Source organism: Jatrophihabitans sp., from assembly GCF_035474675.1.
Taxonomy (GTDB): domain Bacteria; phylum Actinomycetota; class Actinomycetes; order Mycobacteriales; family Jatrophihabitantaceae; genus Jatrophihabitans_A.
The window spans coordinates 1-26,384 of the sequence record NZ_DATINC010000087.1 but is presented as its reverse complement, the minus strand read 5'-3'; the positions used below and the strand labels follow the sequence as shown (position 1 = coordinate 26,384).

19 protein-coding genes are annotated in these 26,384 nt (G+C 71.5%); 5 read left to right on the top strand and 14 right to left on the bottom strand.

Annotated elements, in window-relative coordinates:
• Window position 1: 1 nt before the first annotated feature.
• Genes VLJ82_RS10950 through VLJ82_RS10940 form a run of 3 tightly spaced genes read left to right on the top strand, consistent with a single transcriptional unit; the run spans window position 2 to window position 9,196 of the window.
• Entirely contained in the window at window positions 2-2,593 is a 2,592-nt protein-coding gene (locus tag VLJ82_RS10950) for a carboxypeptidase regulatory-like domain-containing protein (protein WP_408663382.1), read from the top strand.
• Between the two features lie 6 nt (window positions 2,594-2,599).
• The gene (locus VLJ82_RS10945; protein WP_408663381.1) at window positions 2,600-8,602 is read left to right on the top strand and encodes a hypothetical protein; all 6,003 of its coding nucleotides are present in this window, start codon (window positions 2,600-2,602) and stop codon (window positions 8,600-8,602) included.
• A gap of 12 nt (window positions 8,603-8,614) precedes the next feature.
• Complete coding sequence (locus VLJ82_RS10940; protein ID WP_408663398.1) at window positions 8,615-9,196, top strand: uridine kinase family protein; 582 nt, start codon at window positions 8,615-8,617, stop codon at window positions 9,194-9,196.
• Here the strand turns inward: VLJ82_RS10940 and VLJ82_RS10935 are convergent.
• The 4 genes from VLJ82_RS10935 to VLJ82_RS10920 form a co-directional block, all read right to left on the bottom strand.
• Complete coding sequence (locus VLJ82_RS10935) at window positions 9,190-9,561, bottom strand: hypothetical protein (RefSeq protein ID WP_408663380.1); 372 nt, start codon at window positions 9,559-9,561, stop codon at window positions 9,190-9,192. The two genes, VLJ82_RS10940 and VLJ82_RS10935, sit on opposite strands and share 7 nt — an antisense overlap.
• Window positions 9,562-9,651: 90 nt before the next feature.
• Window positions 9,652-10,953, bottom strand: coding sequence for an HNH endonuclease signature motif containing protein (locus VLJ82_RS10930; protein WP_408663379.1), 1,302 nt, complete (start codon window positions 10,951-10,953; stop codon window positions 9,652-9,654).
• Window positions 10,954-11,329: 376 nt separating this feature from the next.
• A complete protein-coding gene (locus VLJ82_RS10925) occupies window positions 11,330-13,099 on the bottom strand; it encodes a hypothetical protein (protein WP_408663378.1) in 1,770 nt (589 codons plus the stop codon).
• A gap of 75 nt (window positions 13,100-13,174) precedes the next feature.
• Window positions 13,175-13,603 carry a hypothetical protein gene (locus VLJ82_RS10920; RefSeq protein WP_408663377.1) on the bottom strand — a complete coding sequence of 143 codons (429 nt, stop codon included), beginning with the start codon at window positions 13,601-13,603 and terminating at the stop codon, window positions 13,175-13,177.
• Between the two features lie 231 nt (window positions 13,604-13,834).
• On the opposite strand from VLJ82_RS10920, the gene VLJ82_RS10915 reads away from it, so the two are divergent.
• A complete protein-coding gene (locus VLJ82_RS10915; protein ID WP_408663376.1) occupies window positions 13,835-14,806 on the top strand; it encodes a chemotaxis protein CheB in 972 nt (323 codons plus the stop codon).
• A gap of 10 nt (window positions 14,807-14,816) precedes the next feature.
• On the opposite strand, the gene VLJ82_RS10910 is transcribed toward VLJ82_RS10915, so the two are convergent.
• The 4 genes from VLJ82_RS10910 to VLJ82_RS10895 all read right to left on the bottom strand — a co-directional run bounded on the left by VLJ82_RS10910 (window position 14,817) and on the right by VLJ82_RS10895 (window position 20,486).
• Window positions 14,817-16,745 (bottom strand): CheR family methyltransferase, encoded by a 1,929-nt coding sequence (locus VLJ82_RS10910; protein ID WP_408663375.1) that lies wholly within the window; start codon window positions 16,743-16,745, stop codon window positions 14,817-14,819.
• A gap of 43 nt (window positions 16,746-16,788) precedes the next feature.
• A complete protein-coding gene (locus VLJ82_RS10905) occupies window positions 16,789-17,841 on the bottom strand; it encodes a chemotaxis protein CheB (RefSeq protein ID WP_408663374.1) in 1,053 nt (350 codons plus the stop codon).
• On the bottom strand, window positions 17,838-19,196 hold the full coding sequence (locus VLJ82_RS10900; protein WP_408663373.1) for an ANTAR domain-containing protein: 1,359 nt from the start codon (window positions 19,194-19,196) through the stop codon (window positions 17,838-17,840). The genes VLJ82_RS10905 and VLJ82_RS10900 overlap by 4 nt, the downstream gene beginning before the upstream one ends.
• A 282-nt stretch (window positions 19,197-19,478) precedes the next feature.
• Window positions 19,479-20,486 carry a glutathione S-transferase family protein gene (locus VLJ82_RS10895; RefSeq protein ID WP_408663372.1) on the bottom strand — a complete coding sequence of 336 codons (1,008 nt, stop codon included), beginning with the start codon at window positions 20,484-20,486 and terminating at the stop codon, window positions 19,479-19,481.
• Between the two features lie 105 nt (window positions 20,487-20,591).
• Here VLJ82_RS10895 and VLJ82_RS10890 point away from each other — a divergent pair, with 105 nt between their 5' ends.
• Window positions 20,592-21,224, top strand: coding sequence for a UdgX family uracil-DNA binding protein (locus VLJ82_RS10890; protein WP_408663371.1), 633 nt, complete (start codon window positions 20,592-20,594; stop codon window positions 21,222-21,224).
• Window positions 21,225-21,278: 54 nt separating this feature from the next.
• On the opposite strand, the gene VLJ82_RS10885 is transcribed toward VLJ82_RS10890, so the two are convergent.
• The 6 genes from VLJ82_RS10885 to VLJ82_RS10860 form a co-directional block, all read right to left on the bottom strand.
• Complete coding sequence (locus tag VLJ82_RS10885) at window positions 21,279-21,917, bottom strand: GH25 family lysozyme (RefSeq protein WP_408663370.1); 639 nt, start codon at window positions 21,915-21,917, stop codon at window positions 21,279-21,281.
• Between the two features lie 98 nt (window positions 21,918-22,015).
• The gene (locus VLJ82_RS10880) at window positions 22,016-22,645 is read right to left on the bottom strand and encodes an IMPACT family protein (protein ID WP_408663369.1); all 630 of its coding nucleotides are present in this window, start codon (window positions 22,643-22,645) and stop codon (window positions 22,016-22,018) included.
• Window positions 22,646-22,684: 39 nt separating this feature from the next.
• Window positions 22,685-23,443 carry a hypothetical protein gene (locus tag VLJ82_RS10875; protein ID WP_408663368.1) on the bottom strand — a complete coding sequence of 253 codons (759 nt, stop codon included), beginning with the start codon at window positions 23,441-23,443 and terminating at the stop codon, window positions 22,685-22,687.
• Window positions 23,440-24,087 carry a phage tail protein gene (locus VLJ82_RS10870; RefSeq protein WP_408663367.1) on the bottom strand — a complete coding sequence of 216 codons (648 nt, stop codon included), beginning with the start codon at window positions 24,085-24,087 and terminating at the stop codon, window positions 23,440-23,442. The genes VLJ82_RS10875 and VLJ82_RS10870 overlap by 4 nt, the downstream gene beginning before the upstream one ends.
• Before the next feature lie 10 nt (window positions 24,088-24,097).
• Window positions 24,098-26,059, bottom strand: a complete 1,962-nt coding sequence (locus VLJ82_RS10865; protein ID WP_408663366.1) for a putative baseplate assembly protein — start codon at window positions 26,057-26,059, stop codon at window positions 24,098-24,100.
• Between the two features lie 3 nt (window positions 26,060-26,062).
• The coding region (locus VLJ82_RS10860; protein ID WP_408663365.1) for a GPW/gp25 family protein at window positions 26,063-26,384 on the bottom strand (322 nt) is incomplete at its 5' end.

The following is a 26,384-nucleotide window of genomic DNA, read 5'->3' as shown; positions in this document are numbered from 1 at the left end:
CATGCGCGTCGACGTCTCACCCCGCAGCAGCGTCGCCGAGCCCGGCCGGCCGGTGCCGATCACCGTGCTGGTCACCAACACCGGCGACCTGATCGGCGGCTACACGCTGCGGGTGCTGGGGGCCGACCCCAGCTGGGTGCAGCTGGACACCGACCAGCTGTCGCTGTTCCCCGGCACCTCGCAGACCGTGCAGGTCAACGTCGCCGTCCCGGAGGGGATCGCCGCCGGCGAGCGGCGGATCGCGATCCAGGTGCGCGAGCTCACCCCGCCGTACGCCAACGCGGTGGAGGAGATCGAGCTGCAGGTGCCGGCCGCGCCCGCGGTGCACCTGCAGCTGGACCCGGTCACCGTCTACGGCGGCCGGCGGGCCTCGTTCGGCGCGGTGATCGAGAACAAGGGCAACACCACCGTCATCGGCCGGCTGGCCGGTGGCGACGCCGAGGACAAGATCCGCTTCGGCTTCGCCCCGGCGGCCGTCCGGCTGGCCCCCGGCGAGCACCGGATCGTCGAGCTCACCACCCGGGCCCGCCGCCCGTTGGCCGGCTCGCCGCTGGTGCGCGTCTTCACGGTGCACCTGGATGAATCAGTCGAGTCGGCCTTGCCGCTGGTCACTGTCGACCCGGCCGACCCGGCCATCCCGCCGGACCTGCCGCCGCTGGCCACCGGGACGTTCCTGCAGCGGCCGTGGCTGTCCCGCGGGCCGATCTCGCTGCTCGGCCTGCTGGCCGCGGTGACGGTGTTCGCGGTGGTGATCACGGTGGCGCTGGCGAGGCTCGTGGGCCAGTCCGCGGCCGACCGGGACCTGGCGCTGCAGGTGGCACAGGCCCGCACCGCCGGCAGCGTCACCGGGACCGCCGCGATGTCGGGCACCGTCCGGCTGCTGACCTCGGGCACCCCGGTGCCGGGGGTGGCCGTCGAGGCGTTCAGCACCGCCGACGTGGCCAATGCCATCGCCACCACCGCCACCAACTCGGCCGGCACCTTCCGGCTGCCCAACCTGCCGGAGGGCAGTTACAAGCTGCGCTTCCGCGGCGCCGGGTTCGTCCAGCTGTGGTACCCGGGCGCGGCCACCGACGCCGACGCCAGCACCGTCACCATCTCCCCCGGCCAGAACCGGCAGGGCCTGGACGTCCGGCTCGGCGGAGTGCCGGCCACCATCTCCGGGACCGTCAGCGGCGACGACGTCTCGGGCGCCTCGGTGTACCTGGAACTGCCCGGCGCCGGCACCGGCACGGTCGGCACCGCGAAGGCGGCCACCCCGTCGGCGTCGGCGGCTCCGGGCACCACCGAGGCGATCGTGCGCACCGTGCCGGTCGGCTCGGACGGGCAGTTCAGCATCGCGCAAGTCCCCTCGCCCAGCGTGTACGACCTGGTGGTCACCAAGCCCGGCTACGCCAACGACGTGCAGCGGGTGGACCTCGGCGGCGGCGAGGACCGCAAGGGCGTCCAGCTGCGGCTGCGCAAGGGGGACGGCCTGATCAGCGGGCAGGTCAACTCACCGTCCGGCGCGCTCGGCGGGGCCACCGTCACCGCCACCTCGGGCAGCACGGTGGCCCGGACGGTGTCGCTGACCCAGGACAAGGTGGGCAGCTTCACCCTGATCAGCCTGCCCACCCCGGCGAGCTTCACGGTGGTGGTCAGCAAGCCCGGCTACGCCTCCCAGACGGTGACCATCGCGCTGTCGGCGGGGCAGAAGCTGACCGGCGTCTCGGTGAGCCTCGGCCAGTCGGCGGGGAGCCTGTCCGGCAAGGTGAGCGTGCTGCCCGGCGGCCTGCCAGCCCAGGGCGTCACCGTCACCGTCACCAACGGCGCGCTGACCGTGCAGACGGTCACCCAGAGCACCGGGGATGTCGGCCGCTGGACGGTCGGCGGGCTGACCGTGCCCAGCACCTACACGGTCACCTTCTCCCGCCCGGACCTGGCCGGCCAGACGGTGTCGGTCTCGCTCGACCAGGCCGGCACCATCACCCCCGGCTCGCAGGGCGCGGTGATCACCTCCGACGGGATCAGTGTCGGCATGCAGTCCTCAACCGCGGTGGTCCGGGGCACCGTCTCGCAGCGTGGCGCCGCCAACGACGAGGGCGGGCCGGTACGCACCGGCGAGGTGCAGATCAACCTGGTCTCGGGCACGTCGAGCTTCGCGGTGACCAGCGCCAGCAAGCCGGACAACCGGCTGGGCCAGTTCGAGATCGACGGGGTGCCGCCGGGCACCTACACCCTGAGCGTGAACCGGCGCGGCACCAGCCCCACCTCGACCATCATCACGCTGGCCGCCGGCGAGGTGCGCACCTACAACCCGGTGCTGGCCGCCCCGGCCCAGATCAGCGGCGTGGTCAGGACCGTCGGCGGCCAGCTGCGGCCCGGCTGGGTGGTGCAGCTCTACCTGGCCAGCCAGTACCCCACGGTGATCGCCCGGACGGTGACCACCGACAGCTCCGGACGCTACGTGCTGCCCGACGTCGACGCCCCGCAGAGCTACGTGATCGAGGCCCGGCCGACCGCCTCGGGGGCGGCCCAGGGTTCGGTCACCCGGCAGATCAACGCCAGCGAGCAGCTGACCGCTGACATCACCGTGCCGAATCCGGGCGGCTGAGCCGGCATGAGCACGCCCTTACCTCCGCGGCGCCGGCCGGCCGGTGCCGAGCCGCCGCCGCAGGCGACCCTGCGCGCCGTCAGCCGGACCGGGGCCGGCAACACCGTCGTGGTGGAGCTGGGCCTGGTCAACCAGGCCGACGAGCCCCGGATGCTGACCGTCACGGTGCTCGGCCTGGACCCGGCCTGGCTGCCGTTGCCGCTGCACGTCGGGCCGGTCGCGGTCGGCGCCAGCCGGGTGGTCGAGCTGGTGCTGCGCCCGCCGTCGGGCACCCTGCCGGCCCGCTACCCGTTCGCGGTGGCGGTGCAGGCCAGCGACCCGGACGGCCGCGGCGTCGCCACCGCCACCACGCTGGCCGAGGGCTCGCTGGTCGTCGACGAGCCGAGCCGGCTGAGCATGGAGGTCAGCCCGCTGGACTCCACCGCGGTGTTCGGCCGCCGGATCGAGGTGCTGCTGCGCAACACCGGCCAGAGCCCGGCCCGGGTGGAGCTGCGCTCCGAGGTGTCCGACGGCGCCCACCTGCGGCTGAGCCGGCACCGGCTGGAGGTGCTGCCCGGCGGCTCGGCCCGGATCCGCGGCCGGCTGACGCTGAGCCGGCCCCGGATGTTCGGCGGCCGGGCCCGGCACCCGTTCCTGGTCGCGGCCCGGGGGCTGGGCGCGCCGACCAGCGTGACCGGCTCGGTCACCTCGCGGCCGATGTTCAGCCCGCTCGGGGTGAAGCTGCTGGCGATCGCCACCGTCCTCGGGTTGTGGGTGACGCTCGCCGGGGTGGGCATCCCGATCCTGGCCCGGTCGGTACGCGGCCACCAGGCCAGTCCGCAGGCCGCCAGTTCCACGGCCGCCAGTTCTCAGGCCGGCGGGCAGCCGTCCGGCTCGGCCGGTCCGGGCGCCACCAGCCCGGGCAAGGGATCCAGCTCGGGCGCCGGCAAGCCCAGCACCCCAGCCAAGCCCGCGCCGGCCGCCGCGCAACCGGTCGGCGTCCGGCTCAACGGCATCGTCACCGGTACCGCGCCGGCCGGTGTCAAGGTCTCGCTGCAGCCCACCTCGCTGGTGGACGAGAAGGCGGCCGGCGCCCAGCCAGTCGGCGCGTCGGCGGCGGCGATCACCGCCAGCCGGACGGTGGTCGGCAAGATTCCGGCCCAGCAGCTGGCGGTCAGCGCGCAGACGGCGGTCTCGGCCCGGCAGTCCACCCTGACCCGGCAGAACGGCGCCTGGTCGTTCGCCGGGGTCAGCTCGCCCGGCTACTACCTGCTCACCTTCGCCAAGGCCGGCTACCAGACCCGGCAGTACATCCTCAACGCCGCGGACGCCGACGCCGCCGAGCCACTGCCGGTTGCCATGACCGCCGGCCGGGGCAGCCTGACCGGCCGGATCACCGGGCCCGGCGGGCCGGTGGGCGGGGCCACCATCACCATCAGCGACGGCCAGAACGTGGTCGCCACCAGCTCCACCTCGGCGGGCAGCGGCATCGGCAACTGGAAGGTCGAGGGGCTGTCCACCCCCGGCACCTTCCTGGTCAGCGCCAGCAAGGACGGCCTGAGCCTGGAGTCGGCGCTGGTCACCCTGGCGGCCGGCCAGTCCAAGTCGTTGGACCTGGGCCTGAAGGCCGGCCGGGGGTCGCTGGTCGGCCTGGTGCAGGGCACCGACAGCCTCGGCGTCACCGGCGGCGTCGGTGGTGTGACGGTCACCGCGACCGACGGGACGATCACCCGCACCGCGACCACCGTCACCAGCGGCCCGGTCGGCCGCTACACCCTGCCGGCCCTGCCGGTGCCGGGCAGCTACACGGTGAGCTACACCCTGGACGGCTACCTGGCCCAGACCCAGCAGGTGACCTTCGGCACCGGGCAGTCCAAGGCGGTCGCGGACGCGATGCTCAGCCCCGCCACCGCGGTGGTCGGCGGCACCGTCACCGACGCGGCCGGCACCGGGCTGGTCGGCGTCGGGCTGGTGCTGACCGGCCCCGCCAACACTTACAAGACGATGAGCGTGTCCAGCCCGCTGGGCTCGTTCCGGTTCAACGGGGTGGCGCCGGGCACCTACGTGCTCAGCGCCGAGATGTACGGCCGGGTCACCGGCTACGCCACGGTCACCGCCAAGATCGGCGGGGTGGCCACCGCGGTGCTGAAGCTGGCCGAGACGCCGGGCGGCGTGCTGCCGGCCACCTCGCACGTGAAGGGCCGGGTCACCGACGCGCGCAGCGGCGGCCCGCTCAGCTGCGACCAGGCCGACGCCTACGACCCGCTGCTGCCGCCGGGCAGCCCCGCCAACGTGGCCCTGTGCAAGCTCGACGTCGGGGTGGACGTTTCCCAGGCGGCCGTGGACGCCGCCTGCGCGCCGGGCGGCACTCCGGATCCGATGATCGTCTGCGGGGTGGATCCCAGCCAGGAATACACCGTTCCCTCCCTCGACGCCCAGCCGGTGACCGGCCTGCTGCCGGGGCTGCATCACCTGGCGATCAGCGCGCCCGGCTACGAGAGCGGCACCGTGGACGTCCAGGTGCCGCTCGGCGGCATCGCTGCGGCGCCGCAGCTGGCGCTGTACCCGTCGGCCACCGTGGTGGGCACCATCAACGCCGCGGTCGGCAACCTCAGCACCGGCCCGGACCTGACCAAGGTCGACGACCCGGACGAGCCGGTGCCCACCGGCCAGGACTACGCCCATCAGGTGGACTACCGCACCTGCGTGATCGTGATCCCGGCGAGACCGGTGCCGGCCACCGCGCCGACCTGCACGCTCGTCCCGCCGGCCAGCGCGGGCGGGGTGCCGACCTGCGCGCCGGTGCCGGCGGCCGGCAAGTGCTCGCTGACCTCGGTCTCGGACGGGTCGTACACGGTGCGCGGCCTGGCACACGGCACCCACCTGGTCTACGTGCATCCGCTCAATCCGGAGTACCGGCCGGTGGCCGGCGCCCAGGTGATCCTGGACCGGGGCGCCACCGGGCGCTACGACGCGAACCTGCACCGGCTGGCCCGGCTGGTGCTGTCGGTGCTGGCGCCGAACGACTCGGGCGGGCTGGTCAACGCCACCGACCCGGTTCCGGTCACCGTCACCCCGGCGCCGCTGGTGGCGCAGCCGACTATCTCCACCGGAGTGGCCGGCCGGGTGCGGATCGTCGGCCTGGGCGCCGGGTCGCACGTCGTGGCGGCGTCCCGGGGCGCCAACAGCGGCTCGATGTCGGTGCCGGTCGGCGAGGACCAGGAGATCACCACCCAGCTGGCGATGACCCAGTCCATTCCGCAGCTGATCGGCTGGGTGACCTCCAATTACACCGGCACCACCACGGGGCTCGCCAACGCCTCGGTGACGGTCAGCGGCGTGGTGGCCTACTCCGGCACCACCCCGATCCGGGCCCAGGTCAACGTGGTCACCGACTCGCGCGGCTGCTTCGCGGTGACCGCGGACGGCAACGCGCCGACGTCCGGGATGGGGGCGTGCGCGACCAACCTCGCCGACATCCCCCGGGCCCGGCTGGCTCTGGTGGTGGGGCAGGCCGACCTGTCCATCACCGCCGACAAGTTCAACGCCTTCAACGTCACCGGCATGGCGGTGACCACCGGTTCGCTGATCGCCGTGAACATGGTGCCGATCGCCCGGCCGATCTCGGGCACCGTGACGATCAGCCCGGTCGATGTCAGCGTGCACCGCAGCAACGTCACGATCACCGTCAACCGCAAGGCAACCGGCACCGGCACGGTGGACGTCGGGGTGGACGACAACGGCGCGCTGAGCTGGCAGGACTCCGAGTACGCCCAGCCGAACCTGGTCCGGCCGGGCAACTACACCCTCACCGCGAGTCTGCCCGGGTATGCCAGCAGCACGGTCAACTTCAGCTGTGACCTGGGCGTGGACTGCGTGGTGCCGGCGATGGAGCTGCAGCAGCTCGGCAGCCTGGACATCTCCGCGGTGGGCACCGGCGGCGCGGCGGTGACCAACGCGGTCTTCGTGCTGTCCGGCGGCGGGGCCACCCCGGTCACCCAGACCGCACCGCCGGGTTCTTCCAACGTCACCTTCGCCAACCTGGTCCCCGGGGCGTCCTACCAGGTGCGCATCCAGGCGGCCGGCTACGCCTTCGGCAGCACCGCGACCGACATCGCGGTGTCCTGCGCCGACGGCACCATCAGCATCTCGATCTCGCCCGGCGCGCAGTCCAAGTGCGTGGCCACCCTGAACCCGCGCGGCGCGATCGTCGGCACTACCCAGGCGGTGTTCGGCGGCAGCGTCACCCAGGCGCTGGGCAACGTGCTGCTCTCGGCGACCTACTGCGGGGCGGGCGCGACCAAGCTGGCCGACTGCCCGTCGACCCCTTCGGGTGTTCCGTTCACCGCGATCTCGAGCAGCACCGGGCAGTTCCGGATCACCGGCACCAACGCCCGGGACGGCCTGGCCGCCGGTGGCTGGGTGGTGGACATGTCGGCGGCCGGCTACACCGCCCAGCAGCGCGAGTACTTCCAGGTGACGACCGGCGACACCGACTCGACCCGGTTGCTGAAACTCGACGCCAACAAGGTGAACCTCAAGGTCGGCGTGGCCGATTCCGACTCGAACGCCGCGGCGGACCTGGTCACCAACGCGACCCTGGTGCTGTCCTCGACCGATGGCAGCCAGGCCTCGGTCACCCAGTCCGCGCCGGGTGACACCACCAGCAACCTGTACGCGTTTCCCGCTATCGTGCCGACCGCCTACACGCTGCAGATCAGCGGTCCGAACATCGCCACCCTGAACGTGCAGATCACCGTGTTCGTCGGGGTGGCGAACCAGACGATCTACATCCGCACCGACGTGCGAACCAGCTCGATCTCCGGCATCGTGTCCGGTGAGCAGGGCACCAGCCAGGTGGCGAGCCCGATGGACGGCGTGACGGTGAGCCTGATCCGGATCAGCGACTCGAGCGTGGTCAAGACCACCACCAGCGGCGGCAGCGCCGGTACCGGCTTCTTCGGGTTCAGCCCGGTGACCGAGGACTCCTACGTGGTGCGGTTCGCCAAGACCGGTTACGTCACGCTGAACGTCCCGACCTCGGTCAGTTCCGGGCAGAACCCGACGCTGAGCCCGTCGCTGGACCGGGTGAAGAACAACGTGGTGGTCACCTTCACCGCGTCGAACGGCTTTGCGGTGGACGGGGCCAAGGTGCACCTGACGGCCAGCCCGGTGACGAGCAACCCGCCGCAGGCCACCCAGACGATGACCGGCACCGCGCCCTCGTACACCACCACGTTCAACTCGGTGCCGTCGGGCTCGTGGACGGTGTGGATCGAGCTGCCCGACAACCACAACGGACGGGTGATGTCGACCGGTGCCACGCCGGTGCAGGTCACCGCCGCTTCGCCTTATGCGATAACGGTGTCCGGTACCGGCACCGGGCTGGACACCACCGCCGCGTTCGCGATCGTGGAGAACCAGCTCGACCTGAAGGTGCTGGCCACCGCGCTGGCGCTGGACACCAACCCGGTGCCGGCTACCGTGGCGCTGACCGTCAAGCAGGGCTCGGTGACGCTCTACAGCTCGGCGAACTTCCCGACCTCGACGTCGTCGTTGAGCAACGTCACGTCGATCTGGGTGCAGCCGGCGCTGTCGTACACCCTGACCGCCGACCCGGGAACGAGCTACGGGGTGGGCTGGAGCACCGCGACCGCCTCGGTGTCGTCCGGGGCCTCGTCGAGTACCCCGGTGGCGGCGACGGTTGCCCTGAACGAGAAGGGCGGTTCGCTGGCGATCACGGTCCGGCAGAAGACCGGCGGGGCCCTGGTCGACGGTGCCACGGTGAGCGCCGCCCCGGTGGACACCGCGGTCACCCCGCCGACCGACGACATCACCGACAACAAGGGGGTGGCCGGTTTTAGCCAGCTGCCGCCGGGTGAATACGACCTGACCGCCACCAAGACGACCACCACGACCGGGGCCGGCGGCACCACCGTCACCACCACCCAGAGCGGCACGGTGCACGTGACGGTCACCGCGGCGACGGTTGCGCAGTCGGTCACCATCCAGATCCAGACGGTTCCCTGAGCCGGGGTGGTCATGCCGTACGGCGAGGACGTGCTCACGGCTGTCCTGAGCCGGCTTCCTGGCCCGTCCGCCGGAAGGGTCTCGTTGGTCTGCATAGAGGGCCTGGGTGGGTCCGGCAAGACCTCACTGGCCCGGCAGTTGGCGGCGCGCTCGGCGGACATCACCCTGGTGCACGGCGATGACTTCTACGGCCCGGAGGAACGCGACTGGCGTTCGTGGACGCCGCAGCAGGGCTACGAACGCTACTTCGACCATCAGCGGGTGGAGCGCGAGCTGTTGCGGCCGCTCCGGGCCGGGCAGGTTGCTCGCTTCCAGCGCTACGACTGGGAAAGCAACACCTTGGACGGTTGGGTTTCCGTAGAACCGCGGGGTGTCGTGCTGGTCGAGGGTGTCTACCTGCTCCGCCGGGAGCTGCGGGGGTACTGGGATTTCTCCGTCTATGTCGACACACCGCGGGAGCTGAGGCAGGCACGGCTGTATGCGCGGGGCGAGAACGACGCGGGCTGGATCGCACGGTGGGCAGCCGCCGAGGACTACTACGAGCAGGCGGAACAACCAGCGCAGGCAGCGGACCTGGTGGTCAGCGGCTACTGAGCTCCGATCAGCGCGAACAGCCCGATGAGCGCTGCTGCTGCGAGGAGTATCAGCACCCACTTCAGCCAGCGGCGGGAACGGCGGCGGCCTCTTCGGGACGGTCCGGCCGGCGCGGCGCGCCACGACCGAGGTGGCGGTGCGCTGCCGGGCGACCGTTCCCGGATGGCGGTGAGGCCGTGCCGCTCGTACAGCGCCCGCCGGCGGGAATTCGAGATCGTCTCGTACGCAGTGGCCAGTTCGGCGGCGTAGCGGAAGGCACCCTCGCGCGTCGCGCGGTTGACCTCCAGCTCGTAGGCAGCGCGGATCCGCTCGTCCGTAGCGTCGCGTGGAACGCCCAGGAGTTCGTACGGATCCTTGCTTGCCATGGTCGAAACGGTATCCCATGCCGGCAGCAGCCGAGCCTAGGCCCAAGATGGGAACACGCCATGCTGCGCGCTGTGAACTGAGCCCGGTCCTCATTGCCGGCTGATCCTGGAATTGCGCCTCGGGGCTCGGGCCGGGTCGATCCAGACGGGTGGAATCCAGTGCGGCTGGCCGTCGATCATTCGGCATGCCCATCCGCCTCGATCGAATTCCCGATGATGGTAGCCGCAGAGCAGGGTGAGATTGTCCAGATCGGTGGTGCCGCCGTCGGCCCAGCTCACCACGTGGTGCCGCTGGCAGTGTTCTGGTGGGTGATCACAGCCGGGAAAGCTGCAGCCGCGGTCTCGGGCAGTCAGGGCGATGGTCTGGGCCCGGGTCGCGATGCGCTTGGCACGGCCGTGCTTGAGAACGGCGCCGTGCTGGTCGCGTAGCAGGAAGTGCAGGCTGGCCTCGTCAGCCAGGCGCAACGCGTCGTCGACGGTGAGCAGGTGACCGAAGGAGGTTTCGGCGAGCCCGCGCCGGGTGCTGAGCTGGTCGGCCGTCATGCTGATGATGACCTGCGCCGGCGCGCCGGATTCCGTCAGCTCGGTGCGCCGGATCGCCAGGCCGGCGAGCTGTTCCAGGGCATCGTGCATCCGCTGACCGTAGGAGCGCGGGTCCGGTCCGGCGTCGTCGCTGGGCCGTGGCGCCGACCGGGGCGTCAGCCACGCGAGCAGTTGTGCACCGCAGGCCGGGGTGAGCCGCCCCGTGGCGGTGTAGCTGCCGTCGGCATTGGGCAGCAGCGTGAAGTTCCGGCGTCGTTGCTGCTCGCTGTCGGGCGCGAGGATGCCATCGGGATGCAGGTAGGCAGCCAGCCGATGACCCAGCAGCCTGACCTCGCGCGGTCGCAGGGTGAGCGCTGCCTCGACCAGATGTTTCTCGGCAAGCAGGCCGTCCTCGACGCTGAGGGTTGCCGGTAATGCATCCAGAGCGGCCAGGATCACCTTGGTGTGCTCGGACGATACCTGCCCGGCTGCCTGGGCGTCGGACAGCAGCGGCCGCAGCGGTGGTAGCGGCTGGCCGGTCAGGGTGACCCGCGGCCCGCAGGTGCGAGCGGCGGTGACACGTTGCTTGGCCTCGTGCGGTGACAGCCTGAGCACGCCTTGCAGAACCGCCGAAGCCGACGGCATCACCAGCCGGCCGGCCAGCCCGCGCCGATCGATCTCGGCAATGAGCGCATGGTCTGCTGCTGCCAACCGGCGGCGCAGTGTTTCCAGTTCTCGTAGCTCTGTCAGCACATCGCCATCAGACAGCTGCGCGAGTCCAGAGGAATCAATACTGCGCAGATACTCACTCGCCGAAGCAGAAAGTCCAATCAAAGATGGGGTGGGACGACTCTCAGCCAGCACTTCCATACATCAGACACTAGAGGGGAGGTCTGACAAAACTGCTGGTCATAGGTAGTTCTAGTTGCGCAGGCCGATTCTTGTGACAACCAATCCGGCCAAGGCAACGCTCAGGCGTACTTGGCCTTTTTGGAACCGTCCTCATGAGCTGAGATCCACGCCCCTGGAGCATAGACACCAATTACATCGCCACCATGACGCCTGATATGCAACTCTCCGTTTGAGGTAACGGCTTCTATCCCGCTCTCGTACGTCTCAGTAGATTGGGGTTGCCCTCCGACGTAAACGCTTGTGGTCACCGTAATCGCCATAGCGTTGATCGTATCCAGCACGAGTGCAACACGTCGAGCTACGGCCCGCCAGGCACATCCGACCGAGAAGGCAGCTAGCCCGGGCTCTGCGCGCGAGATTGACCCTCAAGCAGCCAACGCACCGGGCGGGACGGATCAGGTTCGTAGCAGCAACCCGTACCAGTCCGGATGGTGTCGCGCAGCAGGCGGCCGACTGCTGGATCAGCAGCCGATATAGCCGCAACAGCCGAGGCAATCGCCTTCTGCACCGCCACCCGGGCCCGTTCGGAGGCCGACCCGGCCGTCCGGCGCCGGCCGCCCAGCCCGGTAGCAGCGAACACCTCGTCGAGCAGCATCCCCCGCTCGGCGGCCAAAGCGGCCGCCCGCGCATCGTCCGACCAGGACCGGGCCTCCGCCAGCTCCTCGTCCAGCTCGGCGATCCGGCGCCGGTAGGCCTGCAGCGCCTGCCGGTCGACCAGCTCACCGACCCCGCCCTCGGCGACCACCGCGCCGGAGTGGCCGGAAACCGCCGCCACCAGCTCCAGCGCCGGCACCTCGACACCCGGACGTTCCAGCAGCAGCGCCAGGTACCGGAATCCCTTCCGTTCCGGCAGCGTGACCGGCCGCTCCGGATTGCCGACGGTCCACACGCCCGCACCAGGGCTGAACTGCAGCACCTCGGAACGTCCAGCCAATACCGGAACAACACCAGCCAACCGGCGCAGCCACCAGGACGCCCCCATCCGCTGGTAGCCCGCCGCCGCACCGGCTGCCCACCGAGCCGATTCCTCTGCCAGACCCAAGGCAGCGCACGCCATCCGCAGGTAGTCATCCACCACGCCGATGAAGGCGACCCCGCCGGCGTTGACCACACCCCGCCCGGCATACGGCGCCAGCAGCTCGACCGCCTCCGCGGCAACCGGTAGAGCACCCACACCGCAAGCCACCTCGGTCAGCACGCACACCGTGAGCAGCCAGTCGACGTCTCGCGGCACCGCGCCCAACGGTCCCAGCCGGTCTAGCAGCGCCCGGGCCCGGTCGGCAGATCCGGCGGCGAGCCACAACCGAGCAGCTTCGGCCGCGATCGAAGCGACGCCCTGCGAGACACCGAACTCTTCGAACGCCGCCGCTTGCTCCGCCAGTCCGGCAAGATCAGCACACTGCAGGGCGACGTGCGCCCCCAGCTCGTGCAGCAGCGCCTCGGTGTCCGCCTCGCCGGCCACCGCGCCGACCCGCTCGGTCTGGAGAATCAGTGCCCGGGCTGCATCCAGGTCACCGGCGATCAACGCCGAGGTCGCCTGCCGCGACACCGCGAACAGCCGCACCCGCGCTGAGCCCGACTCCTCGGCCAGCTCGTCCAGCGCCCGCAGTTGCCGTTGCAGCACCACCGGATCCAGGCTTTCCAGCGCCGTCGTCAACCGCCACAGGTGCGCCGACAACCGCGCCTCGACCTCCGGCAGGTGCGCGACGGTGTCCTCCAACCGCGCGGTGATCCGCAACCGGTCGGCGAGATCGTCCGGACCCCAGTGCACCAGCAGGTCGGCGTCCAGCGCCTCGGCCAGCAGCGCCGGATCGGCGACGGACTCCGCAGCCGCCACCGCTTCGGCCGCGAACGGCACCGCGCGGGCCGGCTCCGAGCCGTAGACCCAGGTACGGGCCAGCGCTGCCGCCAGCCGCACCCGCAACGAACCGGACGCCAGCCGGTACGCCTCGTGCAGGTAGGCAGGCGTCCGGCCGGCCTGGGTGCCGAAGTGGTGCTGGCCGGCCAGCCCCAGCGCTGCCGCCGCCATCGCCTCGACGTCCCCCGTCGCCCGGCCGGCCTCGAACGCCCGGACCAGCTCTCCTCGCTCAGCAGGGCCGCCCATGCCCGACAGGGTAGGGCGCCTCCCGCCGCCGGGTCACCGATTCAGCCCGGACGAACTGCGAACGGACAAGGCTGTTCAGGGACGGATCAGCGTCACCGCGGCACGGTGCTCGGCCACCCGGGCGCTGCTCCAGTCGCCGGTGCAGTACACCGCGAGCTCGGCGATCGAGCCGTCCACCACGTCGGCGCGGAACAGCTCGCGGCAGTACCAGGTGTCCCCGTTCGCCTGCCAGTTCTCCTCGACCTCGAGCACGAAACCGCGCTCGGTGAGGTCCAACCGCGACCGCGGCACCCGGCCGACCATCGGGTGGCCGGCCCGGCGCAGGTCGACCGATCCCTCCGCGGTGTCGGCCTGCAACCGCCAGGTGGGCATGGTGAAGTCGGTGAACAGGTCCGGCGCGAACAGCCCGTCGGTGGCGGTGCCGGTCTCCAGGAAGTCGATGAGCTGGCCGGCCAGCTCGCGCGCGGTGCGGGTGGTCTGGCTGATGGCGACGTCGGTGGTCATGGGTGCTGCTCCTCTGCTGGAAATTGCCTGACACCCCTACGGCGTGACTTCCGGCGTCACACCGTGACGCCCGCTCCGTGGCCGGCACCAGCCGGGTACTACGGTGGAGGCAGCGTTCGACGCCTAGCGCTACCGGTCCTTGCCGTGGGAGGCACGATGACCCGGTTCAACCGGCGTGACACGGTTCCCCCGCCTCCAGGCACGGGAGACGAGACCCCTCAGGCACTGGTCGTGATCGGCGGCTCGGCCGGCAGCCTTCCGCCACTGCTCGACCTGGTCGCCGGCCTGCCGGCCGAGCTGCCGGCCGCGGTACTGATCGTGGTGCACCGGGGCGACCACGCGTCCGGCCAGCTGGCCAGCATCCTGAGCCGGTCCGGCCCGCTGCCGGCCGGCATGGCCGAAGACGGCGATCCGATCCGGCGTGGCCGCATCTATGTCGCGCCGCCGAGGCGGCACCTGTTGACCGGCTACGGCTGGATCCAGCTGCGCAACGGCCCACGGGTGAACCGGTACCGCCCGGCGATCGACGTGCTGTTTGCCAGCACGGTGCGCTGGGCGGCCGGGCGGACGGTGTCAGTGGTGCTGTCCGGAGTGCTCGACGACGGCGCGGTGGGTGCCGCGCTGGTCGCCCGGGCCGGCGGCCGGGTACTGGTGCAGGATCCGGCGGAGGCGGCCTTCGCGGGCATGCCGGCCGCGGCACTGGCGGCGGCGGCGGGTGCGATCGCGGCACCGGCCAAGGACCTCGCGCAGGGCGTGCTCGACCAGCTCGCGCGGGTGACCGGCGCCACCGGCACAGCCCCGATGCACATCCACGATGCGGAGGCAGACATGGGAATGGCAGACAGCGACCCCGGCTACCTGGCCGAGGGCGAGAGCAGGCTGACCCGGATGGTGTGTCCCGAGTGCGGCGGCTCGCTGGCCCAGGTGGACCTGCCGCAGATCAGCTACTTCCGCTGCCACGTCGGCCACCAGTACAGCCCGCAGACGCTGTCCGCCGCGCAGGCCGAGACCGCCGAGGCGAAGCTGTGGGGTGCGGTGGCGGCGCTGGAGGAGCAGGCCGCAATGCTGCGCTACCTCCGCGACACGACCGGCGGCGGGAACGGCAACGCCGAGGAGGTGGCCGGCCGGGCGGCCACGTTGCGCGAGCACGCCCAGCGGTGGGCGGCACCGCTGCCCGGCGAGCCCGAGGAACCGCCGGAGTAGTAGCGCCGGCTCAGCTGTCGACGTCCGAGACGTCCTCCATCAGGACCAGCGCGCCGGCCGGGGCGTCCTCGTCCCCCTGCAACGCGCTGACCGTGATGCGCAGGTCGATGGTGCGGCCGCGCCGGTTCACGGCCTGCACCCGCTGGCCCACCACGGCCGGTACCTGTCCGGTGATGACCGAGCGGAGCCACGGGTGCAGCGCGGTGGTGGGCAGGCCGCTGTCCAGGTTGAGCAGGTGGTGGCCGACCGTCTCGTCGGCGCGCAGTCCCCACAGGTCGTGTGCCTGCCGGGTCCAGACCTGCACCACCAGATCCCGGTCCAGCACGATCACCGCCGCCTCCAGGCTGCCGAGGATCGACTGCAGGAAGCGGTTCAGCGCGCTGATCTCCAGGGTCCGGTCGCGCAGCTCCTCGTTGGTGATCTGGAGCTCGTCGTTGGCCGACTGCAGCTCCTCGTTCATGGTCTCGAGCTCTTCGTTGGTGGACTGAAGTTCCTCGTTCGTGGTCTCCAACTCCTCGACGGTGCTCTGCAGTTCCTCGTTGGTGGTCTCGAGCTCCTCGTTGGTGGACTGCAACTCCTCATAGGCGGTCTCCAGCTGCCGGTTCGCGGCCTCCACCTCCACCCGCAGGTGCCGGGCCCTGGTCACGTCGGTGAAGCTGATCGAGGCGCCGAGCACGTCACCGGTGTGGTCGGTGAGCGGCACGATGTGCACATCGACGAACACCGGGTCCAGGCCGCCGCCGCGCCACCATTCCACCTCCCGCAACCAGACCGGAACGCGGCTCTCGGCGACCGCCGCCAGGTGGGTACGCAGCTCCAGCGGCCGGTAGGACACCTCCAGATCCTGGAACGGGCGTCCGAGATCCCGGTCGGACAGGCCCAGCATGCCGTTGGCCCGGTGGTTGATCATGGCCAGCCGGCCGTCCGCGCCCACCGCGATCTGGGCCACCGGGTTGGTCAGGATGATCTGGTTGCGCAGCTGGGCCGCGTTGTCGGCAAGCACCGCCCGTATCGGGGCATGGCCGGCGCTGCCGAAGCCGGCTCCTTCGGCCACGTCGGAACGGGCCCGGCGGAAGAACCGGCGCTTGAGGTCGACCGGGTCGAAGATCGACGCGTGGTTGAGCAGCATCTCGGCCTTGCCCAGGAACAGCACGCCGTTGGGCCGCAACGCGAACGCCAGTCGGTTGACGATCCGGGACTGGGTCTCGGCGTTGAAGTACATCAGCGTGTTGCGGCACAGCAGCACGTCGATCCGCGAGATCGGGGCGTCCCGGGTCAGGTCGTTGCGGCCGAAGATCACGCTGCGCCGCAGGTCCGGGGTGAAGACGTACCGGCCGCTGTTCAGATCGAAGTAGCGTTCCCGGTAGGACTCGGGCAGGCCGCGGATCTCCCGCTCGGTGTAGGAAGCCTGCCGGGCCTGGTTCAGCGCTTCCTCGTCCACGTCGGTGGCGTAGATCTTCACCCGCTCGCGGAAGTCGCCACCCATCAGGTCGTGCAGCAGCATCGCGGCCGAGTACGCCTCCTGACCGGCCGAGCAGCCCGCGCTCCACACCCGAATCGGCGCGCTGCCGGACGCCTGCAGGATTGCCGGCAGCAGGTCCTCGCGCAGCGTCTGCCAGGCTTCAGAGTCCCGGAAGAAGCTGGTGACGTTGATCAGGATGGTGTTGAACAGCGCGGTGAACTCGTCCGGGTCGAGCTGCAGCATGTCCTGGTAGTCCTCGAACGTCTGGACGCCCAGCTCCCGCATCCGGTAGCGCACCCGGCGCATCAGGCTGGGGCGCTTGTAGCCGGTGAAGTCGAACGACCGGCTCTCCTTGAGGAACTGCAACAACCGTTCGAACTGCGGATCCTCGGCCAGCTCCGCGGGCTCCGGGCCGTCGGGATCGTCGTCGCCGTCCCATTCCTCGCTGTCCGGCGCCGGGTTCTCCGTCTCCGACATGGCTCGCCTCCCTCGTGGCGACTCGACCGCAGGTTGGCGCTGCTCAGCTTTCGGCCGCTGAGCCTATAGCGCTGTCCGCGCCGGCCGGCGGCGGCACCTCGAGCAGGTGCCGGACCAGGCTTGCCGAGGTGGTCGCCTCGTCAGCCTGTTCCAGGAACCGCTGGCGGCTGAGCGTGCTGCCACGGTCAGCCGCCTGGGCGGCCAGCTCGCGGCTCAGCGCGGCGCGCTCCTCCAGTGCCCGCAACGCGGTCCACAGGGCGGTCTCCAGGGCCTGGCTCTGCTCCACCAGCAGGCCGTGCGGGGACCAGGCGTGGCCGACCCGGCAGCGGTAGCGCACCATGCCGGCCTCCTCGATCTCGAACAGCGAGCCGGCGCAGTCCGGGCAGCCGAAGCCGGCCGGACGGCCGGGCCGGGCGTCGGCATTGATCGCCTGCTCGTCCAGCTCGGCGATGTCCACCTCGTACTCCAGTAACCGCACCGGCCCGGGCGGCCCGGCGCCGGCGTCCAGGTTTTCCACCAGGTCCGCGACCAGCTTGCCCAACTCGGCCGCCGGCGCGATCGCGTCCGGGGTGAGCTGGTCGAGCACCGACTGCGGCATGCTCGCGAAGCTGGCGTCCGCCGGATCCTGGACCACGACCAGCCCACCACGCTGTCGGACGGCGACCGCCCCCGCGGTGCCGTCGCCCAGCATGCCGGACAGCACCACCGCGATCACCCGGCTGCCGGCCGCCCGGGCAGCGCTGCGGAACAGCACGTCGACGGCCGGCCGGTGACCGTTCTCGCGAGGCCCGTGGGTGAGGTGCGCGCGGTTGTCCCGCACCACCAGGTGGTGGTTCGGCGGCGCCACCAGCACCCGGCCGGCGCGCAGCCGTTCGCCCGGCGAACAGAACGCCGCGGGGAGGGCTCCGGCGCGCTGCAGGATGTCGGGCAGCATGCTGCCGGTCCCCATCGGGATGTGCAGCACCACCAGCACGGTCGCCGGCAGGCCGGCGGGCAGGCCGCCCAGGAAGGAGCGCAGCGCATCGACCCCGCCGGCCGAGGCACCGACCACCACGAGGGTGTCGTTGGTGCCGGCGGCCGGCGCCGGTCCGGTCATCGCTGGTCGCGCATGCGGGGGTTCTCACCGGTCTCGGAGACGTTCCTGGCGATCTCGTGCAGCTTGACGTTGTTGTGCTGCGAGGCGCGCACCAGCATCTGGAAGGCCATCTCGCGGGTGACCCGGTGGCGTTCCATGAGCACTCCCATCGCCTCGCCGATCTCCGCGCGGCTGGCGAGACCGGCCCGCAGGTTGTGCACCGTGCGAAGGTGGTCGAGACTCAGCCCGAGCTGGATCGCCAGCATCGACGCGGCCGCGGCCGATCCGGTGTCGAAGGCGTTCGGCCGGCAGGCGTAGACGCTCAGCGCGCCCAGCACCCGGTCGCCAGCCGGCACCGACACCGACACCGACACCGACAGGACGCTGCGGGCACCCGCGCCGGCCGTCGCCGCGGCGAAGGCCTTCCAGCGGGTCTCGGACCGGGTGTCGGCGACCAGCACCGGAGAGGGCCCGGCCAGCGCGGCGAAGGTGGGCCCTTCCCGCAGGTCGATCTCCTGCCGCAGGTAGACCACCCCCGGCCCACCGGCCGATTCCACCCGGTCGAACTGACCGCGGCGGCGCGGTAACAGCAGCGCGGCGTGCTCGGCGTGCGGGACGAGCCGCCGGGCCTCCTCGACCGCGACCGACAGCAGGTGCTCCTCGGTCTCACAGCCGGCCAGTTCCACCGCCAGCATGACCAGGTCGTCGGCCAGCTCATACCGCACCGGGGCGGCACGCTCCCCGACGGCGGCCTCCGCCGGCTCGGGCACCAGCCGCAGGGCCACCGGCGGGTCGGCTTCCGCACGGTGCTGATCGGGCGGCTCGCCGTCCGTCGGCTCGGCCTCCAGCCGCCAGAGCAGCTCCAGCTGGGTTGGGTCGGCACCGGTCGTGGCGGTCACCGTGACGTGCACGGCGAGCGTGCTGCGGTCAGCCCGTACCAGCACCGCCCGCCCCTCAGCCTGACCATCCTGACCCGAGGCGAGCCGGCTGATCATGGTGCGGATGGCCGGCCGGTCGGCCACCTCGAACCAGGTCGCGACAGGCCGCGGAGTGGTCCGGATGGCGGGCTGCCGGATCAGCCGGTAGGCGGCGGGATTGGCTCGCAGCACCACGCCGCGCCGGTCGGTCAGCAGGTACGGCTGCGCGGCGTCGCCGCACAACTCCTCCCGCTCCTGCATCAAGGCACGCATCCGGGCGTCGGCCGCAGCCAGTTCCTCCTGCTGGACGCGCAGCTCCTCCTCGGCGATCATCAGTTGCTCACCGAGCTCGGTCAGCTCCTCGATCAGGGCTGCGGGCTCGTCCGGGCGGACCAGTTGCAGCAGTCGCTGACGGCGGCTGCCCAGGTCGGCCAGGAATTCGGATAGCTCCGTCGTCACGACATCCTCCCCCCCCGCGCGCGTTCTCACGCCGTGCGTTAGAGGACTGCAAACCCGGATCAGCAGTTTCTCAAGCCTAGCTCCGTCAGGTAAGACCGGAATTCGAGCGCCGACCCCACCGATCCGGCATGGCCGGCGGTGGGGCGGCTCCGGAAGCTGTCTGTCCAACCTCCGAAGCCTTGAGCCGTCGCTGATCCGGACCAACGGCGGCCCCATCCCATCATTGCCCACTTTCGGTACCGTGCCTACCGGGGGTATCCGGCCGGGAGGTCCGGGAGCTGGCTACAGCTGTCCTGCCCACTCCGGTTCCGCCGGCTCCGGCGGGGTGCCGTCCCCGAACGGCCGGCCGCCCAGCCGTTCCCGGCCGTGCGGGGTGAGCCAGCCCGACAGGTCCGGCCCCAGCGGCACGATCCGGCTCGGATTGATCTCGTGCTGCACGCAGTGGTAGTGCCGCTTGATGTGGTCGAAGTTGACGGTGTCGCCGAAGCCCGGCGTCTGGAACAGGTCGCGGCTGTAGGCCCACAGCACCGGCAGTTCGGTGAGCTTGTGCCGGTTGCACTTGAAGTGGCCGTGGTAGACGGCGTCGAAGCGCACCAGGGTGACGAACAGCCGGACGTCGGCCTCGGTGATCGACTCGCCGACCAGGTAGCGCTGGCCGGCCAGCCGGTCCGAGAGCTGGTCCAGCCGGTCGAACAGCTTCTGGTAGGCCTCGTCGTAGCGCTGCTGGCTGTGCGCGAAGCCGGCCCGGTAGACGCCGTTGTTGACGTCGGCGAACACCGCGGCGTTGACCTCGTCGATCTCGGCGCGCAGCGGCTCCGGGTACAGGTCTGGCGCACCCGGCCGATGGTGGGCCGTCCACTCGGTCTCGAGGTCCAGGGTCAGCTGCGGGTAGTCGTTGGTCACCAACTGGCCACTGGGTATGTCCACGATGGCCGGCACGCTGACCCCGTTCGGGTAGTCGCGCTCCCGGGCGTCGTAGGCCTCGTGCAGGAACCGGATGCCGAGCACCGGATCGCGGCCGTCCTCATCGAGGGTGAACCGCCAGCTGCGCTCGTCCTGGATCGGGTCGGCGATCGCCAGCGAGAGGGCGTCCTCCAGGCCCAGCAGCCGGCGCACGATGATGGCGCGGCTGGCCCACGGACAGGCCCGGCTGGCCACCAGCCGGTACCGGCCCGGCACCACCGGCCACTCGCCGTTGCCGTCCGGGCCGTCGGTGGCGCTCGATCGGGCGGTGATGCGGTCGGTGAAGTGCGGGCCGGAGCGGGTGAACTCGGTAGTCGTGTCGGTCATGCCTCCAGCATGCTCGTCCGGGCGGGTTGGCTGCTCGGTAGGATCTCGGACTGAGTTGTCCAGGCCGCCCAGCCCGCGCGGACCGCGTTCTGCGAAGGGACGCAGATGGTCGTCACCAGTACCGCCGAGCCGTACCTGCCCGACACCGACCGGCTGCCCGCGCTGGCCGAGGCGGCCGCCGGCTGCCGCGGGTGCGAGCTGTACGCCGACGCCACCCAGGTGGTCTTCGGCCGCGGCCCGGCGGCTGCGCCGATGATGCTGGTCGGCGAGCAGCCGGGCGATGTGGAGGACCAGCGCGGCGAACCGTTCGTGGGCCCGGCCGGCAAGCTGCTCGACCGGGCGCTGGCCGAGGCCGGGGTCGACCCGGCCCGCAGCTACCTCACCAATGCCGTCAAGCACTTCGCGTTCACCCGGCGGGGCAGCCGGCGCATCCATCAGACACCCAAGCGCAGCCACGTGGTGGCCTGCCGGCCGTGGCTTGCCGCCGAGCTCCGGGCCGTCCGGCCGGCGGTGCTGGTGGCGCTGGGCGCGACGGCCAGCCAGTCGCTGTTCGGCCCGTCGTTCCGGCTGGGCCAGCACCGCGGCGAGGTGCTGCACCTGCCGGAGCCCGCTGAGGTGGACCCGCTGGTAGTGGTGACCGTCCACCCGTCGGCGATCCTGCGGGCCGGTGACGCCCGCGAGGAGATGTACGCCGGGCTGGTCGCCGACCTGCGGCACGCCGCCCAGCTGCTCGACTGACCCGGTTGCTCGACTGACCCGGTTGTCCGGCGCTGCCGGGTGAACCCTCAGCGGCTAGGCCGGCGCCGGCAGGCCGTACTCGGCCGCGAACTGCTGCACGGTGCCGTAGTAGGCGTTGTGGTCGCAGTTTCCGAACGGCGCGGACGAGCGCGGCCAGCCGGACAGCACCGGCCACTGGGTCGAGCCGTCGGTGTACTGCCAGCCCACCCACGGCTCGGGCGGCGCGGCGCTGGAGTAGCGGGCCTTGATGACGCCGAGCCAGGACGGCCGGGTGGGGTACAGGCTGGCCAGGTCGCCGGAATTTCCGTACACCTTGACCCGGCGCTGCCCGAGCTTGGCCGCGAACAGGTTGGCGAGCGCGGTGATGCTCTTGGAGTTGTCGCCCTTGTTCTTGCCGCCCCAGGACTCGACGTCGATCATCGCGACCAGGTACGGGTTGACCGGGGCGTTCGCGAAGAACAGGTTGGCCTGGGCCTGCTCGTTGCCGGGCGCCCAGACGTGATAGCCGCCGTAACCGACGAGCTTCTTGCCACGGCCGACGTTGGCACGGCACCAGGCACCGTTGGCGGCGGCATTCGGGTCGACATAGGTCGTACCCTCCGAGACCTTGAACATCAGGAACGGGCGGGCGAACTGGTCGTTCACCTTCACCTGGTAGTGGCTGACGTCCGGCCAGTAGACGACGTTGGTCATGCGGCGGATCTTAACGAGCCGTGCCGCGCGGTACCGGCCAACGGCGAAAGGTCTTGTTCGGGTCGAAAGTCGCTCCATTTGCCCACCGGCGGTGACTTCTAGAGCGGCTGGTCCACCCAGGCCTGGCCAGCCGGTTCGAGCACCGTGCCGCCCGAGGTGAGCGAGCCGACCAGCTGCCGCACCGAGCCCGCCGCGTCCGGCTGCACCGCCACCGTCAGCAGCACCTCGGTGGCGGCGTACCGCACCTCGGCCACGGTAATTCCCCTGCCGCGCAGGGCGGATTCCAGCTGGCCGGCCTGTCCGGGGTCGACCGACAGCCGGAACAGTTCCTGCAGCCGGCGCCGGACCAGGGCCGCGTCTTCCAGCGCCTTCGACACCGCTCCCGAATAGGCCCGGGCCAGGCCGCCGGCTCCGAGCAGCGTGCCACCGAAGTACCGGGTCACCACCGCCGCGACGTCGGAAAGGCCCATGCCGGTCAGCACGTTCAGCATCGGCACGCCGGCGGTCCCGGACGGTTCGCCGTCGTCACTTGCCCGGACCAGCGCCTGGCCCGGGCCGAGCACGAACGCCGAGCAGGAGTGGCGCGCTCCGTGGTGCAGCCGGCGGTGTTCGGCCACCAGCTCCAGCGCGGCGGGTTCGTCGGCGACCCGCCGCACCGTGGCCAGAAACCTCGACCGCTTCACCTCCAGCTCGGCGTGCACCTCGCCGGCCAGGGTCAGGTAGTCCACCGGTTTATGGAACCAGTGCCGTCGATGCTGTTAGTGCTGTCAGTTCCACGGCTGGGCGGCCAGCAGCACGATGCCGGCCACCAGCAGCAGGGTGAGCAGCACCAGCAGCCAGATCCACCAGTGGTGCGGCTCGTCCTCCAGCGGTTCCATCGGCGGCTCGGGCAGCAGCACCGGAACCGGCCGGGGCGGTGGCGGCGGCGCGCTGGCCTGCATGCTCAGCCCGCACCGGACGCACAGGCTGGCGGTCGGCAGGTTCGGCTCGTTGCAGTGCGGGCACGGCAGCGAGGCGATCACCACCCGGCCGAGCGTGCCGGGCAGCCGGCGCAGCGCGTCGTCGTTGCTGTCGACGGGATCGCCGATGACCACCTGATCCCGTGCCCAGAACAGCGGAAAGTCGCACCGCTGGCAGAAGTCCAGCGCGTCCCGCCGGGTCAGCTCCACCATCGCGGACGCTCCGCAGTCCGGGCAGGTGATGGCCACCGGGTGCTGCGGGGCGTTCGGGACCCGGGCCGGTGCCGCGGACGAAACCGGCGGCTCCGGAGGCACCGAGGCGGCCGGGATCGCCGGCAGTACCTGGGTGGCATCGGAGGGTCCTGCCGGGTAGCGACGGGCGATCAGCTGCTGTTCGGTCGCGAGCTCGGCGTCGGTCAGGCCGGGCGGCGGGGTGGACTCCCAGGACGCCGTCCACGGCACCTGGTCAGCAGGCGGCAGCGCGCCGGCCGGCGGCACCTGGTCGGCCAGCGGCATCTGGTCGGCCGGCTGTCCCGCCTCGGCATCGGTGCCCCGGGCGACGGTCATGTGCCGGCCTCCACAGCCGATGACCATACCCGCCGGTCGCCGATCCAGAGCTCCGCGCGGACGTGTGCCGGCACCTCGTCGCGCACCAGGGCGACGAAGTCGCCCTCCTCCAGCCAGCCGGTGGAGGCCACCCGCATGGTCACGTGCGCGGTGTCGGCCGGTGCCTCGCCCTCCCGCCAGATGCCGCCACCGTCGACCACCTCGGCTGGACCGCCGCTGGTCATCTCCAGGAACTGCTCCAGGCCGGCCCGGGTGCCGCGCCAGCTCATGGTGCGAGCCGAGCTGCGCACGATCATCCGCTGCAGCTCCCGGGGCAGCGAAGGGTCGACCGAGTCGACGCCGATCCACGAACCCATCCAGCGCACCATGGCGTCCGGGGCGACGGTCGGGTCCACCACGTTCTCGATGTTGTCGGCGCCCTCCACCAGCGTGGTGCCCAGCTCCTGGAACAGCGACAGGAACCGGACGAAGAAGCCCTCGTCGCTGTCCAGCATGCCGATCGGCATCTGGTTGACCAGCCAGTTCGGATGCCGGGCCGGGCGGCGCCGGGTACGTACGGAGTCCGGCAGCGGCCGGCCGGCCCGGGCCACCGCGCCGCTGCCGGTCAGTCCCGCCGCCGTCCCGCCGATCGGTTCGACGCTCATCGAAAATCACTCAACGCACGACCACCTGGTGCTTGGCCGACAGGAACAGCGAGTGCGGCTTGAGCCGGATGGTGTCCCGGCCGCTGCCCAGCCGCCGCCCGCTGCGCAGGTCGTACTCGAACAGCAGCAGTTCCTCGACCCGCTCGACGCCTTCCACCGACTCCAGCAGCTGGGCGACCACCGAACTGTTGAGGTCGGTGTCGAACATCCAGCCGATGCCCTCGGCGCCGCCGGTGAGCGGGTTGATGTAGCGGGTCAGCACGTCGACCGCCCGCTGCCGCACCAGCGGCGCCGGCCGGCCCGGCGGGGTGTGCACCAGGGCGACGACGCTGACGCCCTGGTAGTACGGAGTGCCGATCTCGACGGCGGTGCCGACCAGCCGGTGCTCGTCGAGGTGCTCGGTGATCTGGCGCAGCAGCGGCACCGAGATCGCGAAGTCGTCCAGCGCGTGCTGGCGCGGGTCGGTACGCACCTGCGGAACCACCAGCATCCGCACCGGGCCGCTGCCGGTGGCGGCCGGCAGGCAGCGGGCCCGGGCCACCTCGATGGAGGCCTCCTTGGTCAGCCGCTCGAAGTCACCGGCGGTGACGGCGCGCTGGCCGGTGCGCAACGTCAGCGGGCCGCGCACCTTCGCCTCGGCCACGGTCTCCGGGTCCACCCCGCCGGTGGCCGGGTGCCGGTTGGAGACGCTGGAGACGTAGGGCACCGTCGAGCGCAGCACGGTGAGGGTGCGCGCCCCGACGTTGCCACTGGCGCCGCCGCCGTGCCGGTACCCGGTGACGGTGATCTCGCTGCCGTCACGGGGAATCGAGCCGTGCTGGCGGACCACCCCGTTGGCGTAGCGCACCCGCGGGCCGAACCGGATCACCCCGCCGCCGCTCTCCCACAGGTAGTGCGGGTCGTCCGGGCCGGACCGGGTGAAGTCCTCGACCTCCTGCCAGGCGGTGGCCACTCCCCGGTCGATCACCACCACGTGCTCGCCGTCGGAGCGGGGCAGCACCGGCGCCCGGCTCACCGCGAAGGACTGGGCCGGCGTGCCGTCGCTGCGCCCGATCACCTCGCCGGGCGCGTGCTGGGCGTGCTCCGCCCCGACCGTGCCGCCGATCGCGGCTACCGTCAGCGAGCCGATCCGCGGCGAGGCCTGGTAGGACGGCTGGCCCGGCCGCGGCGCGATCAGCCGGGCCCGCAACCAGAACGCGGCGTTGCCGGCCATCGTCAGCAGCTGGTGCCGCATCGGGATCAGCAGCACGATCTCGCCGGCCCGGTTCAGGCCGCCGGTGGTGTCGGAGTGCTTCAGTGCCGCGATCCAGGACTCGCCGCTCCACACCTCCCAGACCAGCGGCGGGTTCTCCGGATCCACCCCGATCCCCTCGGCATCGGCGGCCACCGTCAACCGAATCGCCAGGCCCGCCAGGCTATGCGCGAAGCCGAGGTAGAACGCGTCGCCGACCGCGAGCGGGGTGGAGGCGAAGCAGGTGGCGGTGACGTTGGGGTAGCGCAGGTCGTCCCAGACATCGGTGACCCGGTCGTCGGCCGCGGTGCTGGTCAGTGCGGCCCGCAACACCGGCGGGCTGATCACCAGCTCGGAGCTGGTGGTGAAGATGACCGGCTCGCGGGCGGCGTTGGCCGCGGTGGTGCTCAGCGCGGTGGTCACCTGGGTGCCCTGTGGCACCGCGACCGGCTGGTCCAGCGGCGCCGACAGCCAGAAGGTCAGGTCGGCATGGGCCACCGACGGCGGGAACGGCTCGATGCCGACCAGGTTCAGGAAGTGCACGTAGAGCCGCTCGGGCACCTGGTTGAGCCGGAACAGCACCATCTCGCTCATCCACGCGAACAGCTCGATCAGCGCCACGCCCGGGTCGGACAGGTTGTGGTTGGTCCACTCCGGGCAGAACCGGGGAATGAGCCGCTTGGCTTCGTCGACGATGTCCTGGAAGGTGCGGTCGTCCAGGTTGGGGGCGGGCAGCGGCATGGCTCAGACTTCCGGCTCGTGCGGGATGACGTAGAACGGGTACACCAGATTGCGCCGGTCGTTGGTCACCCGGACCCGGTAGCTGATGGTGATCCGGATCAGCGCAGCGTCGTCGGCGTCGATGACCGGTTGCACGTCGTCGACGACGATCCGCGGTTCCCAGCGGGCGAGGGAATCCCGGACGGCTTCGGCGATCAGGCCGAGCAGGTTGCCGGTGACCGGTTCGAACAATAGGTCCCAGATCCGGCAGCCGAAGTCCGGACGCATCAACCGCTCCCCGGGCGCGGTGAGCAGCACCATCCGGATCGACCGATCCAGGTCCTCG